Below are 16,239 nucleotides of genomic sequence, written 5' to 3' on the forward strand. Positions count from 1 at the left end.
CCGACAGTTCCCGGCCCCGGCCGGGGTGGCGCCCGGCCGATAGGTTTGCCGTATGGCGCGGGTGGTAGCGGTACACGGCATCCACAACACGTACGGCAGCCCGCCGCAGATGGCCGCGCAGTGGATCCCCGCGCTGCAGGGCGGCGTGAGGATAGCGGCGCTGACCGGCCTGGTCCCCGATGTCGATCTCGCGGACGCGGACGTGGCCTGCGTGTTCTACGGCGACGTGTTCCGGCCGCCGGGAAAGTACCTCGGTGACGTGCCGCCGCTGGACGCGGACGATGTGGACGACGGCCCGGAGCTCGACCTGTTGATGGCATGGTGGTCCGCGGCGGCGCGGATGGACAGCGGGGTGGCGGCCCCCGACGCGCGGACCCTGGGCCCGCGGCAGTCGGCGCGTGCGGCGCTGCTCGCGCTGTCCGGTTCCCGGTTCCTGGCGCGGACGACCGAGCGCCTGCTGGTGTGGGGTCTCAAACAGGTCACGGACTACTTCACCAAGCCGGCTGTGCGCCAGGCCGTGCAGGAGCGGTTCGCCGCCGCGGTGCACGGCGACACCCGTGTCGTGGTCGCCCACTCGCTCGGGTCGGTGGTGGCCTACGAGGCGCTGTGCGCCCATCCCGAATGGCCGGTCACCGACCTGGTGACCCTCGGGTCGCCGCTGGGCGTGCCGCACCTGGTGACGCACCGGCTCATCCCCCCGACGGCCGACTGGCCGGCAGTCGAGCGCTGGACGAACATCACCGACTCGGGCGACTTCGTGGCTCTGCGACCGGTGCTGCGCGACGTGTACGGCCACCGGGTCCGCGACATCGAGATCCGCAATGGAACCGAAGCCCACAAGGTGGACCGTTACCTGTCCGCGGCAGAGACCGGCGCGGCCGTGGCCACCGGTATCCTCACCGCGCGGGCTTGAGCGACCAGGACGGGGGCCGGTCAGTGGTGCGGCGATACTTCATCGGCGCGGCGACGACCGAGTACGCACCGTCGACGAACCTGGTGGCGCTGCCCGAACTCGTCGGCGAGCTGCAACGCGCCACCGAGCTGTTCACCGGCCTGGAGTACGAGGCGGTGCCCGGCTTCGGGACGAACCTGACCGCGCGGGAGTTCACCGGCCGGCTGCGCGCGTTCCTGCGCAGCGAAGACCGGACCACTGAGGATCGGATCGTGGTCTATTACAGCGGCCACGGCGAGGTGGCGCCGTCCGGCGCCGACCTGCTGCTGCCGATGGCCGACGCCACCGCCGACCGGTCCTTCAGCTTCCTGCACGCCGGTGACCTGACCGGCCGCGTGCTCGACAGCGACGCACCCGGCGACATGGTCGGCCAGCAGCTGCTGTTCGTGCTGGACACCTGCTACGGCGGCGCGGCGGGCGGATCGATGGCCGCCGGCGCGGTCAGTTTCGTCAACCGGCTGCGCCGCACCGCCGGCAGCCCCGCCATCGCGGTGATCGTCGCCGCCCGCGACTACCAGCCGGCCGGTGTCGGCACGTTCACCCAGGCGCTGGCCCGCGCGGTGCGCGAACGGGCGATCGCCGGGCACGAGGTGCGGTTCGTCCCCCTGGAACCGCTGATCGCACAGGTCAACGAGCTCATGGCGGAGGCGGCGACGGGCGGGGCAGCCGACCAGCACGCCCGGCTGCTCTACGTCGGGGAGAGGGCCGGGGAGTTCTTCCCGAACCGCAAGTACAGCGAGTGGTACTCCAACCTCGACGTACGCACCCGGGACCTGCGGCTGCAGCGGGAGGCCAGGCGCCGTGACCGAGACGCCACCGCGCTGGCCGCGCAAGGCCTGGACGAGTCCTCCGGCCGCGACGACCTCTGGCTGTTCACCGGGCGTCACGCCGCACTGCGGCGGGTCTCGGCCTGGCTCGCCGACGCCGCACCACCGACGCTGGTGGTCACCGGCAATCCGGGGTCGGGCAAGTCGGCGCTGCTGGCCCGGGTGGACACGTTGGCAGACCCGACCCGCAGCGCCCGGGTGCCCGACGCGCACCTCCTGCCACCGGACACCGTCCCGCCGCGGGAGTCGATCACCCGCTTCATCCATGCCCGCGGCCTGACTCCCCGGGGCCTGCTGGCGGGACTGGCGGAGGCCTGCGGCATCGAGGACATCGCCGCCATCGACTCGCCGGGCAGGCTCCTCGAGCACCTGCAGGACCGGACCGAGCCGATCACTGTCGTGATAGACGGCGTCGACGAGGCGGCTAGCAAACTCGGTGACACCACGTTCACCGGCGTCGCGATGGTCGAGCAGGTCCTCGCACCACTGGTCAGAGCAGCGCCAGGGACCCGGCTGCGCCTGCTGGTCGGCACCCGGAGCCATCTGATCGGCCCCCTCGGCATGCCGGTCGAGGTCGTCAACCTGGACCGCGCCCGCTATGCCGACCAGCCCAGCCTGCACCGGTACGTGCGCTCCTGCCTCACCGAACTCGTCGACACCTCGCCCTACCGGGGCCGGCGGCCCGAGTACCTCGGCGCGGTGGTGGACGCCGTCGCGGCGGCGGCCGGCGACTCCTTCCTCGTCGCCCTGATCACCGCCCGCAGCCTCGCGCTGCGCAACGAGCCGGTGGTCGATCCGTACGATCCGGTGTGGCAGGCGTCGCTGCCGCGCGAGGCAGCCGAGGCCATGAGCCAGGACCTCAACGGCCGACTCGGTGACCAGGCCGATCGGGCGCGCGACCTGCTGCTGCCGCTGGCGTACGCGCAGGCGTCCGGGCTGCCCTGGGAGAACCTGTGGCCGCGCCTGGTCACCCAGCTGACCGGCCGCCGGTGCGGCAACCGCGACCTGGACTGGCTGTTCGAGAACGCAGGCTTCTACATCATCGAGACGCGGCTGGGCAACAGCTCCGCCTACCGCCTGTACCACGCGGCCCTCGCCGAGCATCTGCGTGCCGGACGCGACGCGAGAGCCGACCACGCGGCCATCGTCGACGCGCTCGTCGACCGGGTCCCCCGACGGCCTGATGGCACTACGGACTGGGGCCTCGCGCACCCGTACACCGCGGCGGCGATCGCCGGTCACGCCGCGCAGGCCGGCTGCCTTGATCAGCTACTCGCCGAGCCGCGGCTGCTCACGGAACTCCCGGCGGGCGGCCTGCTGGGTGCGCTGCCCCGCGTCCGGACGACGCAGGGGCGGGCGATCGCCGACGCGTACCGGTGGGCGATCGGCCAGATGCAGGCCTACCCTGCCGAACGTGCCGCGTATCTGCAGCTGGCGGCGCGATGTGCGCGAGCGCCGCAACTGGCCGACGACATCACCGCCAGCGGCCTGCCGCTGCCGTGGACCACGCTCTGGGCCTGGTGGCGCAGTCATCCGCCCCACCAGACCCTGACCTGGCACCGGGGCCCGGTCACCGCGGTGGCGCTAGGCGACCTCGCCGGCCGCCCGGTCGTCGCTTCGGCAAGCGTCGACCGGAGCCTGCGCCTGTGGGATGCCGCGACTGGTCGGCCGTTCGGCGAGCCGCTCATCGGTCACACCGACTGGGTCTTGTCGGTAGCGTTCGGACAGGTGAACGGCCAGACCGTCGTCGTGTCGGGCGGCGCCGACGGCGCCATGCGACGCTGGGACGCCACGACGGGCCGCGCCCTGCCGAGTGGCACCAACCGCCATCGCGGCCCGGTGCGCGCGGTCGCGTTCGGTCATCTGGACGGCCGCCCGGTGGTGGTGTCCGGTGGCGACGACGAGGTCATCATCGTCTGGGACGCGGCCTCCGGCCAGGTCCTCGGCCGGCCGCTGGCCGGTCATCCCCGCGGGACGTACGCCGTCGCGGTCGGCGACCTGCGGGGGCAGCCCGTGGTGGCCTCGGGCGGCGCCGACGGCATGGTGCGGCTCTGGGACACGGCCACCGGCCGGATCCTGGGCAATCCGTTCACCGGCCATGTCGGGCGGGTGCGGGCCGTCGCGTTCGGACGGCTCGGCGACGACACGCTCGTCGTCTCCGGGGGCGACGACGGGACCGTCCAGGTGTGGTGGGCCGAGACCCGCAAGCTCGTCACGGCGCCGTACACCGGCCACACCGACAGCGTGACCTCTGTCGCCTTCGGTCGCCGCGGCTCACAACCCGTCGTCGTGTCCGGTAGCAACGATCAGACCGTGCAGATGTCCGACGTCGTCACCGGCCGCCGGATAGGCGTCCGGCTCACCGGCCACATCGACTGGGTGCTGTCGGTGGCGTTCGGCACTCGCAAGGGCCGGCCGGTGATCGTGTCGGGCGGCGAGGACGAGACGATACGCCTGTGGGACGCCGCATCCGGCGAGCCGGCGGGTGAGCCGTTCACCGGTCACACCGACACGGTCGGCGCCGTGGCGTTCGGTGATCTGGCCGGGCAGGCTGTCATCGTCTCCGGTGGCACCGACCGCACGGTGCGGCTCTGGGATGCGGCCTCCGGGCAGCCGACAGGCGAGCCGCTGACCGGGCACACCGACGCGGTGACCACGGTGGCGTTCGGGACCGTCGGCAGGCTGCCCGTGGTGGCCTCGGGCAGCGACGACGCGACCGTACGCGTGTGGAAGGCCGCCAGCGGCGAGCCGGTCGGCGAGCCGGCTGCCGGCCCCGGGGCGGTCCGGTCGGTTGCGCTCGGCAACGTCGACGGGCGGACCGTCGTGGCGTCGGGCGGCGGCGACGAGACCGTGCGTGTGTGGGACGCGACGTCCGGGCACCCGGCGGGACCGCCGCTGGTGGGGCACGGCGCGCAGGTGAACGCGGTTGCCTTCGGCGATCTCGACGGCCGGCCGGTGATCGCCTCCGGTAGCGACGACCGTACGGTGCGGCTGTGGGACGCGGCCTCCGGATCGCCTGTCGGTGAACCGCTGACCGGCCACACGGACGCGGTCACCGCAGTGGCGTTCGGGACCGTCGACGGGCTGCCTGTCGTCGCCTCCGGCAGCGACGACGAGACCGTGCGGGTGTGGGACCCCACCAGCGGCGAGCTGATCGGCGAGCCGGCTGCCGGACCCGGCGCGGTCCGCTCGCTCGCGTTCGGGCAACTCGGCCGCCAGCCGGTCATCGTCACCGGCCGCAGCGACACCCACGTGCGGATCAGCGATGCCACCACCGGCGAACCCGTCGGCGCGCTCTATGCGTCACCGGGCGGGGTGCGGTCGGTGGCGTTCGGGCAGTTGGGCCGCCAACCTGTCGTCATCGCCGGCGGCACCGACGCCAGGCTGCGGGCCTGGGACGCAACCACGGGCCATGGCGTCTCGGCGCCGTTCGCCGGCCATCGTGGCGCGGTCACCGCGATTACCTTCGGCCGGCTCGACTCTGCTCTCGTCGTCGTCTCCGGCGGCGCCGACCACACCGTACGGCTGTGGGATGCGGCCTCCGGGCGGCCGCTGGCCGCCCCGTTCACAGGCCACACCGACGGGATCCGCTCGGTCGCGTTCGGGCAGCTCGGCGGCCGTGCCGTCGTCGTGTCGGCCGGTGACGACCGCACCGTGCGCTTCTGGAACGCCGCCACCGGCGAACCCGTCGGCGCGCCGCTGGCCGGCCACCGCAGTTCGGTGAACACGGTCGCGTTCGGACAGCTGGCCGGGCGCCCGGTGATCGTTTCGGGCAGCAACGACCACACCGTGCAGCTCTGGGACGCGGCCACCCGCGAGCCGTGCGGCCCGGCCATCGTCGCCCACGCCGGCTACGTCAGCGCGGTCGGGTTCGCCCACCTGCACGGCCGCCCGATCGTCGTGTCCGGCGGCAACGACCACGTCGTACGGCTGTGGGACGCCGCCACGGGCGAGCAGGTCGGCGAGCAACTGGCCGGCCACTCCGACGACGTCAACGCGGTGGCGGCGGGTGAGGTCGGCGGCCGGCTGCTGGTGGTGTCCGCGGGCAACGACGGCACCGTGCGGACCTGGGACCCGGTCACCGGCGCTGCGGTCGGCCCGGCGTTCACCGGCCATGACGGCTGGGTGCGCGCCGTCGCGATCGACCGGCTCGGCGACCGCACCGTGGTCGTCAGCGGCGCGACCGACCACACGCTGTGGGTGCGGCCGGTGACCGGCCGGCCTGGCGGCGAGTCGGCCGGCGGCACCCGCATCCGGCTCACCGCGACGGTGAACTGCGTCGCCGTCCGAGATGCGACCCACCTGGTCGTGGGCACCGAACTCGGCATCGTCAGCCTCCGCCTGCCCGGCTGATCCCGACCTGTACCGCGACGGTCGCGAGGTCCGTGCCCGGTTTCCGGAATCGCTTCCCACGCGGGGCAAGCCAGGTGTGAGCTGCGGTGTCGCCCGCCGCCCCGCTCGGCGCCTTTCGCGGTCGTCAGCTGCCACCGCGGCGGCGCTTGCGTTCCGCCTGCAGGATCGCCTTCGCCTCATCCTTGTCGATCCCGAGCTCTGCCAGCAGCCGCTGCTGCGGCACGAGCAGCAGCGCGCCGAGACCGACGCCGACGGCGATGCCGCACGCCGGGCTGAAGCTCAACTCGGCCGCGATGAGCAGGAACATCACCCCGAACATCACCAGTACGGTGACCAGAGCCGAGATCTTCAGGTTGCGGTGGGTCCGGACCAGCCGGTCGAGGTCCTTCGGACTCAAGGTGCGCATGGTCACCGATGCCTTCCACTCGTGGAGCTGCCTGGGTGGCTGCCGTGGCGGGCCACGCCCCCGGCGCGCCGACGCTAACCGGGCATCGGTGCCGCCGGCTGCTGCGCCAGAGCCGATGCGCTGGCGTTTTACCTGTTCAGGCGGGACGTGACATGGCTGCGCCGATTCCCCGGTGCGGCCCGGACCGGTGACCGGCACGGGCGGACCGTCCACATCGGTACGTCTAGAATCAGCTCGACGTCGGACAGGGGAGGTCGCGGGCCACGATGGCGGAACGGTCGCACGATGAGGATTCCGCGCCCCGGACCGCGTTCACGGCCGCGCTGGCGCAGCTACGCCGCCGCCTGCCGGACGTGTCCGACGAGGTGCTGGCCCGCCGGGCGAGCCTGACCGCGCTGCCGTCCGGGCGGCGGGTCGCCGTCAACGCCCGCCGGCTCGGCGAATGGCTCAACGGCCGCTCGGTGCCCCGCGACTTCGAGCAGGTGCATGCGCTCGTCCAGGCCATCGAGTCGGCCGCCGGCGGGACGGCGACGGGCCAGTCGCTGCAGCGGTGGCGGCAGCTGTGGCGGGCCGCGCACGAGCAGCGCACCGCCGCACGCACTCCCCCGGTCGCTGCCACCACGGCGGAACTGGTGGTCGGCCGCCCGCCCAGCGACGCCGCGTCGCTGCGCGAGCGCCCGGAACTGTCCGCGGCGATCGACGGCGCGCTGCGCGACGGCGCGGTGCGCCAGGTGCTGCTGACCGGGCCGGGCGGGTCGGGCAAGTCGCAGCTCGCGGCGGCGGCGTTCCATCGCGCACGTGGCCGCGGGGGCCTGTTCGCTTGGGTGTCGGCGTCGTCGCGGCAGTCGCTGCTGGCCGGGTACGCCCGAGCGTGGCGGGCGGTCGCGGCCGGGATCCTCGACGGGCCCACCGCTGCGGGCGGGCGCCCGGCGCACCCGGACGGCTACGGCCACGACGAGGAGACCCAGGCCGACCTGCTGGTCGCGTGGCTGCGCGCCACGCCGCAGCAGTGGCTCGTCGTGCTCGACGACGCCGACGATCCGGCCGACCTGGACGGGCTGTGGCCGATCGGCGAGCACGGCCGCACCATCGTGACGACGCGCCGCCGCGACGCGATGGTGCTGCGTCCCTCGGCACGTGTCGTGCAGGTGGGCATGTTCACCGGCGCGGAATCGGTGGACTACCTGCGTAACCGCCTGTCGCTGGACCCGGCGGCGGGACACGGCGAGCCGCCGCCCGACGGCGAGCTGGCCGAGTTGGCGGCTGCGCTGGGCCACTTCCCGCTCGCGCTGTCGCAGGCCGCGGCGTTCCTCATCGACACGGGCACCGGCGTGGCGGCATACCGGCGGCTGCTCGACGACGAGCGGGAGCGGCTGGCGGATCTATTCCCGCCGTCCTCGCCCGCCGACGGCCACGACCGTACGGTGGCCAGCACGTGGCAGCTGGCCGCGCAACGGGCGGCGGCGCTGGCCAAGCCGGGTGCCGCGCAGCGGATGCTGGAGCTGGTGGCGCTGCTGGCACCGGTGGGTGTGCCGCAGGACCTGCTGCTGACCGACGCGGCCCGGGCCCGGGTCGGCACGGACCGGCGGGAGGCGCTGGCGGCGCTGCGCGCGCTGCACCGGCTCAGCCTGATCACGCACGACGCGTCGACGGTGGCGATGCACGCCCTGGTGCAGCGGGCGGTCCGGGAGTCCGTCCCGGACGCCGAGCTGCCCGCCCTGGTGCGTGCCGCCGCGGACGCGCTCGACGAGGCGTGGACGCGGCCTGATCCCGATCTGCCGGTGGCCGCGCTCTACGACAGCCTGCTGGCGCTGCGCCGGGCGGCCGGCGAGCACCTGTGGCACGGGGTTATGCACCCGGTGCTGCGCAGGCTCGGCGAGCACCTGATGGCGCTGGGCCGGACCGCCGCGGCCCGCGACAGCCTGGACGAGCTGCTCCGACATGCCCGTGCGAGGCTCGGCGACGGGCACCGTGACGCCATCTTCCTGGCGGCGCAGCGGGCCCAGTCCATCGGCGAACTCGGCGACCCCGCCGCCGCGCACGCGGAGCTGACCCGCCTGCGGCGCGACGCCGAACGGCTGCTCGGCCCGGACGACCCGGACACGCTGTGGATTCGCTTGCACGAGGCGCTGCAGCCGTTCGAACTCGGCGCGCCCGCGGTGACGCTGGCCGACATGGTGCCGCTGCTCGCGCAGGCCACGGCGGTGCTCGGTGGCGAGCATCCGCTGACGCTGTCGGCGCGGCGGTATGTCGCGCTGTGCCGGGGCATGTCCGGTGACCCGGCCGGGGCTCGGGAGGGGTTCGCCGCCCTGGCGGACGAGTTGGCGCAGCGGCGGGGGCCGTCGCATCCGGACACTCTCAGCACGCTGTCCGACCTGGGGCGGTGGATAGGCGAGGCGGGCGACGCGGAGCTGGCCGTGCGGACGTACCAGCGGGCGGTGGAGGGCCTCGTGGCGGTGCACGGGCCGCTGCACCACGACACGCTGACGGCCCGGCACAACCTGGCCTACTGGCGCGGTCTGGCCGGGCAGCCGTCGCCTGCGGTCGACGAGTTCGGGGTGGCCACGCAGGACGCCGAGCGGGCGCTCGGGCCGCGGCACCCGACGACGCTGACGTTCCGCACCAACCTGGCGTACTGGACCGGCCTGGCCGCCGACCCGGCTGCGGGCATGGCGGCGCTGGCCGAGTTGCAGCAGGTCGTCGAGCAGGTGTTCGGGCACGCCCACCCGCGGGCGTTGCGGACCCGGCAGCTGCACGCGCAGCTGCGTCACCGCGGCGGTGACGTGGCGGGCGCGGTCGGCGAGCTGACGGAGGTGCTGGCCGACATGCGGGCGGTGCAGAGCGACGGTCATCTGCGTACCGGCGAGGTCGCGCAGCTGCTGGCGTCGTGGACCGCGTCACCGCCGCACGACCAGACGGCGGCCGTGCGGGCGTCCGCCTAACCGGTTCACTCCTCTGGTGGTCGTGGCGCTGTACCTTCTCGTTGACCCGGCGCACCCGACCGGCCACAGTGGAGGGCGTGCACCGTGCCCTTCACGCGCTGACCGTGGCCGCGTACCTGACGCTGGTCGCCGGGGTCGTCGTGGCGGAGCATCCGGTGTCCATGCCGCACCATCCGGTCGCCGCGGTGGTGCTGGGCGCGGTCTACGCCGGGGCGGCCACGGCCGGTTTCGGCCGGGTGCGCCGCCGGTCGGGGCGAACCCTGCACGTCACGTTCGTGGCGGCCCAGTTGCTGCTGGGCTACGTCGTGTTCGTGGCGTCGGGCGCGTCGGTGGGCGCGATCCTGCTGCTGCTGGTGCTGGTGAGCCAGTGCGTGCTGCTGCTGCCGCTGCGCGGCGCGCTGGTGGTGGTCGGCCTGGTCCCGTTCGCGCACACGGGTATGCAGTGGCGGGCCGGGCTGCGCGAAGGGCTGGGCATGCTCGCCGCGGCCGCGTTCGCCGCCGCGCTCACCCACTTGATCATGCGTGAGCAGCAGGCTCGTCAGGAGCTGACGCGGGCGCACGAGCAGCTGCGGGAGTATGCGCTGCAGGTCGAGCGGCTGGCCGTGGCGCAGGAGCGCAACCGGGTGGCCCGCGACATCCACGACGGGCTCGGCCATTCGCTGACCGTGGTGCAGATGCAGGTGAAGGCGGCGCGGGCGGTGCTGGGCACGGACCCGGCGCGGGCCGACGCCGTGCTCGCCAAGGCGCAGGTCCAGGCCGAGGAGGCGCTGGCGGAGGTCCGCCGGTCGGTCGGCGCGATGCGCGAGCCGCGGCCGCAGGTCCCTTTGGCCGAGGCGCTGCGTGTGCTGGCGGAGCAGACCTCGGCGTCGGGTGTGCCGACCAGCCTGGACGTCACGGGGCAGGCCCGGCCGCTGGTCAACGCGGCGCAGGAGTCGCTGTACCGGGCGGCCCAGGAGGGGCTGACCAACGTCCGTAAACACGCTCGGGCGACCCGGGCCGAGCTCGTTCTCGACTACACGCGCCCGGCCGCCGTCCGGCTCGAGGTCCGCGACGACGGCACCGGCATCCCTGCCGAGGCGGACGGCCCACGGGGCTTCGGCCTGCTGGGAGTACGCGAGCGGGCGGCGCACGCCGGCGGCCGGATGAGCATCGAATCGGCGCCTGGGCGGGGCGCGACGCTGTGCGTCGAGGTGCCCGGGTGAGCCGCGGGCCGGTGCGGGTGCTGCTCGCCGACGACCAGTCGCTGTTCCGCGAGGCCCTGGCCGTGCTGCTCGGCGTCCGGGACGACATCGTGGTGGTCGGCGAGGCCGGCGACGGCGCGCAGGCGCTGGACCGCGCGGCCGAGCTGCGGCCCGACGTGGTGCTGATGGATCTGCGCATGCCGGTCCTGGACGGGGTGGCGGCGACCCGGCGGATGCGGGTCGAGCACCCGGGTGTGCGGGTCATCGCGCTGACGACGTTCGACGACGACGAGGACGTGTTCGCGGCGCTGCGGGCCGGGGCGCTGGGCTACCTGCTCAAGGACGCGTCGTCGGCGCAGCTGGTGGAGGCGATCCTCGCCGCCGCCCGAGACGAGGCGGTGCTGCAGCCGTCGGTGGCGGCGAAGGTGGTGGCCCGGTTCGCCCGGCTGCCCGACGAGCCTGCGGCGGTTCGGCCGCAGCCGCTGGTGGTGCCGCTGTCCGAACGCGAGCTGGACGTGCTGCGGCTGCTCGCCGACGGGCGGTCCAACCGGGAGATCGCGGCCGCGCTGTTCCTGGCCGAGGGGACGGTCAAGAACCATGTCAGCGGCGTGCTGGCCAAGCTCGACGCCCGCGACCGCACCCAGGCGGCGCTGCGGGCCCGCGCGCTCGGCCTGCTGTGAGCCGTGGCCCGGCCGCGCCAGGGCACCGGGCGGTGACCTTGTCCGGGTCGTGCCGAACGCCCGACCGGCGGCCACCTCGCTCGGTCATGACCGGTCGTGACCGGTGACCGTGACTTCCGGCACCTGCGCGCACGGACCTGCCGGTTCAGGATGACTGCATGACAACCTCCTCGCCCGGCTCGACCACCCCTGCCGACCAGGCACCCGCCCGGTCGGCCACCCGCAAGAACCTCCGGTTCGCCCTGCACTTCGCCGAGATGGTCGTCGCCATGTTCGTCGGGATGCTCGCCCTTGGTCCGCTGTGGTCGCTGGCCTGGCCGGGTCTGTCCGATCTGACGGTCCTGAGCGTGCTGGTGATGGCGACGAACATGACCATCGGCATGGCGCTGTGGATGCGGTTCCGGCGGCACGGCTGGGCCCGCATTGCCGAGATGTCCGCCGCGATGTACGTGCCGTTCTTGGTCCTGCTGGTGCCCTATGCGTACGGCGCGGTCTCCGGCGAGGCGCTGATGATGGGCGGGCACCTGCTGATGCTGCCCGCGATGCTCGCCGCCATGCTGTGGCGGCACCGGGAGTACCGCCATTGAGCGTCGCGACGGCCGTCGAGCCTGCTGCGTGACGTGCTCGCGGCAGGCTGACCGCTATGCGGCGCTTTCCTCCCGGCGGTGCTTGACAAATTCGATCTTGGCGGGCAGATCGGCGACCGAGTCCAGCTGGCCCGCAGCCAGCCAGCCGCACGCTTCGTAGAAGGCGATGGCCGCCTCGTTGCCGACGAAGGTTTCGAGACGGATGTCCCTGTACTGGGCGAACAGCATCTCCTCGGCCTGTGAGAGCAGCACCTTGCCCAGGCCCTGGCGATGGCGACGGACGTCGATCATCATCAGGTCGATGGTCAGCCCGTCGAGAATCATCAGGCCCACGATCTGCCTATCCGCCTCCATGCAGTAGACGTGCCCCTGACGCAGGCAGCTCTCGATGTGATCGTCCGACGCGCCCGAGTGGATGAACCAGTCAACGGCCTCATCGCCCAGAAACGGACGGTAGCTCGCGTCGATCGTGCGGCGGGCGAGCTCTTGAAGGGCCACGAGGTCCTCGAGGGGAGCGGGGCGCACGACAGGGTGTGACAAGTGCAGCGGCATGTGAACTCCGGGCTAGCGCTAACAGCCAGGTCAGTATGCCGGTCGCTTCCCCGACTCGCCTGACACGCGACGCCACGGCAGCGGCCCGCCCTCGACCGCCGGAGCGTGAGGGCGGGCCGTCTTCCGGCTCGTGGTGGGGCGCTCATCTCAGGCGCAGGACGGCCACTCCCCGAGGCGCCAGAGGCAGCTCGCCGTGCGGTCCCCGGGCTCCGATGAGCGGATCGCCGGGCAGGTCGGTGACGGTGACGGGCTGGTCGGTGCGGTTGACGAGGAATGCGAAGCGCTCCTCGCCGCAGTGGCGGACCGCCAGCTCGACGGCGCCGCGCAGACTTGCTGGCAGCTCACTGGTCAGGCCCGCGGCCGCGGCCAGCCCGTCCATCACCGCGGTGACGCCCCGGGGTCCCAGCCGGGTCGACACGTACGCCGCCGAGCCTTCGCCGACGGTGCGGCGGGTGACGGCGGGGTGCCCGGCGTGCTCGCCGGTCGTGTAGCGCGACAGCACGGTCACGTCCGGGCCGGTGACCTGGACCCGCTCGGTCCACAGGGTCGCGGGCAGTGCCTCGTCGACCGTCACGGTCTCGGTGTCGAGCAGCGGCGCGAACTCCTCGACCCGGATGCCGAGCAGGTCGCGCAGCGCGCCGGGGTGGCCGCCGAGCCAGACGTGGTCGTTTTCGTCGACGATGCCGGAGAAGTAGGTCGTGACCAGGTGTCCGCCGGATTCGACGTAGCCCTGCAGCTCCTTGGCGACCGGTTCGCCGACCATGTGCAGCATCGGGGCGACGACGAGGGAGTAGCCGTCCAGCGCTGTGCCCAGCGGGACCACGTCGGCGCGGATGCCGAGGTTCAGGAACGCGGTGTACCAGTCCAGAGCCTCCTGGCGGTAGCGCAGGCGGTCGGTGGGGTGCGAGTCGGCCTCGGCGGCCCACCACGAGTCCCAGTGGAAGACGATCGCGGCGGGTGCCTGCTCCCGGGTCGCCCCGGCGACCGGCGCGAGTTCGCGCAGTGTGGCGCCCAGGGCGGTCACGGACCGGAACACGTCGCTGTCGGGTCCGGCGTGCGGGACCATCGCCGAGTGGTACTTCTCGGCGCCGGCCGCGGACTGCCGCCACTGGAAGTAGCAGACCGCGTCCGCGCCGTGCGCGACGTGGGTGAGCGAATCGCGGGCCATTTCGCCGGGCTTCTTGGCGAGGTTGATCGGCTGCCAGTTGACGGCGCTGGTGGCGTGCTCCATGAGGAACCACGGCCGGCCGCCGGCGATGTTGCCGGTCAGGTTGGCCGAGAACGACAGCTCGTCGAACGCCTGCGGGCCCGGCTCGAGGTAGTGGTCGTTGGACACGAAGTCGATCTCGGCGGCCCAGGCGGCGTAGTCCATGCCCTTCGTCCCACCCATGATCATGAAGTTGGTGGTGACGGGGATGTCGGGGGTGCGCCGGTGCAGGATGTCGCGTTCGGCCCGCAGGTAGTCGCGCAGCGCGTCGGAGGAGAAGCGCTTGAAGTCCAGCTGCTGGGTCGGGTTGGGGTGGGTGGTGGCCAGGCGCGGCGGCAGGATCTGCGCCCAGTCGCTGTACTCCTGCGACCAGAACGCCGTGGCCCAGGCCGCGTTGAGCGCGTCCAGGGTGTCGTATCGCCCCTGCAGCCAGGTGCGGAAGGCGCGTGCCGCGTCGTCGGAGTAGTCGTAGATGTTGTGGCAGCCCAGCTCGTTGGACACGTGCCAGGCGGTGAGCGCCGGGTGGCCGGCGTAGCGGCCTGCCATCTTCTCGACCAGCGTCAGGGAGTGCTCGCGGAAGACCGGCGAGGTGGGTCGCCAGTGCTGGCGGCCGCCCGGCCAGAGGGTCTCGCCGCGCTCGTTGACCGGCAGGATCTCGGGGTGTTTCGCGGTCAGCCACGGTGGCGGCGAGGCGGTGGCGGTGGCCAGGTCGACCGCGATGCCGTTGTCGTACAGCAGGCCCATGACCTCGTCGAGCCAGTCGAAGCGCCAGGTGTGTTCGCTGGGCTGCAGCCGCGCCCAGGAGAAGATGCCCAGCGAGACGATGTTGACCCCGGCTTCGCGCATGAGGCGTACGTCGTCGCGCCACACCGCGCGGGGCCACTGGTCAGGGTTGTAGTCGGCGCCGTAGGCGATGCCGGGCGCCACGTTGTCGGGCCGGCGCAGCCACTGCGGGCGGGCAGGGTGGGTCACGGAGATGCTCCTTGCGAGGTCGTGCGGTCGGGCCAGGGGCCGCGCCGCGGGCGGTCGGGGTGTGCCGTCCGCACGGTTTCGGTCGGGCCAGGGGCCGCGCCGCGGGCGGTCGGGGTGTGCCGTCCGCACGGTTTCGGTCGGGCCAGGGGCCGCGCCGCGGGCGGTCGGGGTGTGCCGCCCGCGGCGCGGGGGTACGTCGCGGGCGGGTTGGTGGCCCGCCCGCGACGCGGGCTACGGTCAGCCGACCGTGAAGCCCTGCTCCTTGCCGTACTTGGCGGACGCCTCCTGCCAGGCCTTGAGGCCGTCGGCGAGGGGCTTGTCCGTCACGTAGGCCTGTCCGACCGTGTCGTTGAAGATGCTGTTGGCGTACACCTGGAAGGGCAGGTACGACCAGCCGGGCACGACGTCGGCGGCCGACTTCGCGAAGATCTCGTTGGCCTTCTGGCCGCCGAAGTACGGGAACTCCTTGCCGAGGAACGCCGCGGACTTGAGCTCGGCGTTGGTGGCGGGGAACGCCCCGGCGTCGACGCGGATCTTCACGCCTTCGCCGGCGGTGGCGTACTTGAGGAACGCGTAGCCCAGCGCGTTGTTGGCGCCGGCCTTCGGGATGGCCAGCGAGCTGCCGCCGTTCTCGGCGGCGGCGTTGGCGCCGGCGGTCCACTGCGGCATGGGCGCGACGCGCCACTTGCCCTTGCCGCCGGGCACGCCGGACTCGAGGTTGGCGGGCATCCAGGCGCCGATGACGAGGGTGGCGATGCTGCCGTCGCCGAGGCCCTTGTACCAGCCGTCGCTCCAGGAGCCGACCGGCGCGAGCAGCTTGTTGCTGATCATCGTCTGCCAGGTGGTGGCGAACTTGGTGGAGCCCTCGTCGGCGAGGTTGAGCTTGACGTTGGTGCCGTCGACGGCGAAGGGCTTGCCGCCGGCCTGCCAGATGAGGCTGGTGGTGAAGCCGGCGTCACCGGTGTCGTTGGTGATGTAGGCCTTCGGGTCGGCGGCGTGCAGCTTCTTGGCGGCTGCGGCGTACTCGTCCCACGTGGTCGGTACTTCGATCTTGTGCTTGTCGAAGACCTCCTTGTTGTAGAACAGCGCCATCGGGCCGGAGTCCATCGGCAGGCCGAAGGTGCCGCCGCCGGTCTTCACCGACGACCACGGGCCGGGGGTGAAGGTGCCGTCGAGCTCGCCGGAGCCGAAGGCGGCCAGGTCGGTCAGCGACTTGCCGAGGGCGAACTGGGGCAGGGCGTAGTACTCGACCTGCGCGACGTCCGGGACGCCGGAGCCGGCCGCGATGGCGTTCTGCAGGGCGGTGTACTGGTCGTTGCCGGTGCCGGCGTTGACCAGGTTGACCTTGACCTTGGGGTACTTGGCCTCGAAGGCGGTGACGACCTGCTTGAGGGTCGGCTCCCAGGCCCAGACGGTGATCGAGCCGCCCTTGTCGAGCGCGGCCTGCACCTGGTCGGCGGTGACCGGGGTGGTCGTGTCGCCGCCTTCGTCGGTGCCGCAGGCCGCCAGGGCCGCGGTCGTGATCGCGGCCGTGGCGAGCGCCGCTGTGCGCAGGAACGCGCGTCGGTTGGTGAACATCG

The 16,239-nt window shown here is 73.2% G+C and carries 10 protein-coding genes; 6 read left to right on the forward strand and 4 right to left on the reverse strand.

The genetic code is table 11. From position 1 onward, the window contains the following. Positions 1 to 52 precede the first annotated feature (52 nt). Complete coding sequence (locus FLL47_RS34670) at positions 53 to 913, forward strand: hypothetical protein (RefSeq protein ID WP_144126888.1); 861 nt, start codon at positions 53 to 55, stop codon at positions 911 to 913. Beyond that, the gene (locus FLL47_RS34675; RefSeq protein WP_144126889.1) at positions 910 to 6,132 is read left to right on the forward strand and encodes a caspase family protein; all 5,223 of its coding nucleotides are present in this window, start codon (positions 910 to 912) and stop codon (positions 6,130 to 6,132) included. The genes FLL47_RS34670 and FLL47_RS34675 overlap by 4 nt, the downstream gene beginning before the upstream one ends. Before the next feature lie 124 nt (positions 6,133 to 6,256). On the opposite strand, the gene FLL47_RS34680 is transcribed toward FLL47_RS34675, so the two are convergent. Then, positions 6,257 to 6,736, reverse strand: coding sequence for a hypothetical protein (locus FLL47_RS34680; RefSeq protein WP_144126890.1), 480 nt, complete (start codon positions 6,734 to 6,736; stop codon positions 6,257 to 6,259). 68 nt (positions 6,737 to 6,804) lie between these two features. Between FLL47_RS34680 and FLL47_RS34685 the strand changes: the two genes are divergently transcribed. The 4 genes from FLL47_RS34685 to FLL47_RS34700 all read left to right on the forward strand — a co-directional run bounded on the left by FLL47_RS34685 (position 6,805) and on the right by FLL47_RS34700 (position 11,928). Next, positions 6,805 to 9,480: a tetratricopeptide repeat protein gene (locus FLL47_RS34685; RefSeq protein WP_144126891.1), complete on the forward strand. Its 2,676-nt coding sequence runs from the start codon at positions 6,805 to 6,807 to the stop codon at positions 9,478 to 9,480. A 77-nt stretch (positions 9,481 to 9,557) separates the two neighbouring features. Beyond that, complete coding sequence (locus tag FLL47_RS34690; protein ID WP_186316081.1) at positions 9,558 to 10,682, forward strand: sensor histidine kinase; 1,125 nt, start codon at positions 9,558 to 9,560, stop codon at positions 10,680 to 10,682. Further along, on the forward strand, positions 10,679 to 11,341 hold the full coding sequence (locus FLL47_RS34695; protein ID WP_144126892.1) for a response regulator: 663 nt from the start codon (positions 10,679 to 10,681) through the stop codon (positions 11,339 to 11,341). The genes FLL47_RS34690 and FLL47_RS34695 overlap by 4 nt, the downstream gene beginning before the upstream one ends. A 158-nt stretch (positions 11,342 to 11,499) precedes the next feature. Beyond that, positions 11,500 to 11,928 carry a hypothetical protein gene (locus FLL47_RS34700; RefSeq protein WP_144126893.1) on the forward strand — a complete coding sequence of 143 codons (429 nt, stop codon included), beginning with the start codon at positions 11,500 to 11,502 and terminating at the stop codon, positions 11,926 to 11,928. Positions 11,929 to 11,982: 54 nt separating this feature from the next. On the opposite strand, the gene FLL47_RS34705 is transcribed toward FLL47_RS34700, so the two are convergent. From FLL47_RS34705 to FLL47_RS34715, 3 genes are all read right to left on the reverse strand, one after another. Next, the gene (locus FLL47_RS34705; RefSeq protein WP_222106334.1) at positions 11,983 to 12,480 is read right to left on the reverse strand and encodes a GNAT family N-acetyltransferase; all 498 of its coding nucleotides are present in this window, start codon (positions 12,478 to 12,480) and stop codon (positions 11,983 to 11,985) included. Positions 12,481 to 12,622: 142 nt separating this feature from the next. Further along, a complete protein-coding gene (locus tag FLL47_RS34710) occupies positions 12,623 to 14,665 on the reverse strand; it encodes a beta-galactosidase (RefSeq protein ID WP_425457787.1) in 2,043 nt (680 codons plus the stop codon). A 231-nt stretch (positions 14,666 to 14,896) separates the two neighbouring features. Then, the gene (locus tag FLL47_RS34715; protein ID WP_144126894.1) at positions 14,897 to 16,237 is read right to left on the reverse strand and encodes an extracellular solute-binding protein; all 1,341 of its coding nucleotides are present in this window, start codon (positions 16,235 to 16,237) and stop codon (positions 14,897 to 14,899) included. Positions 16,238 to 16,239 lie beyond the last annotated feature (2 nt).

Origin of the sequence: Catellatospora sichuanensis (assembly GCF_007483665.1) — a bacterium.
In the GTDB taxonomy this organism is placed as follows: Bacteria; Actinomycetota; Actinomycetes; order Mycobacteriales; family Micromonosporaceae; genus Catellatospora; species Catellatospora sichuanensis.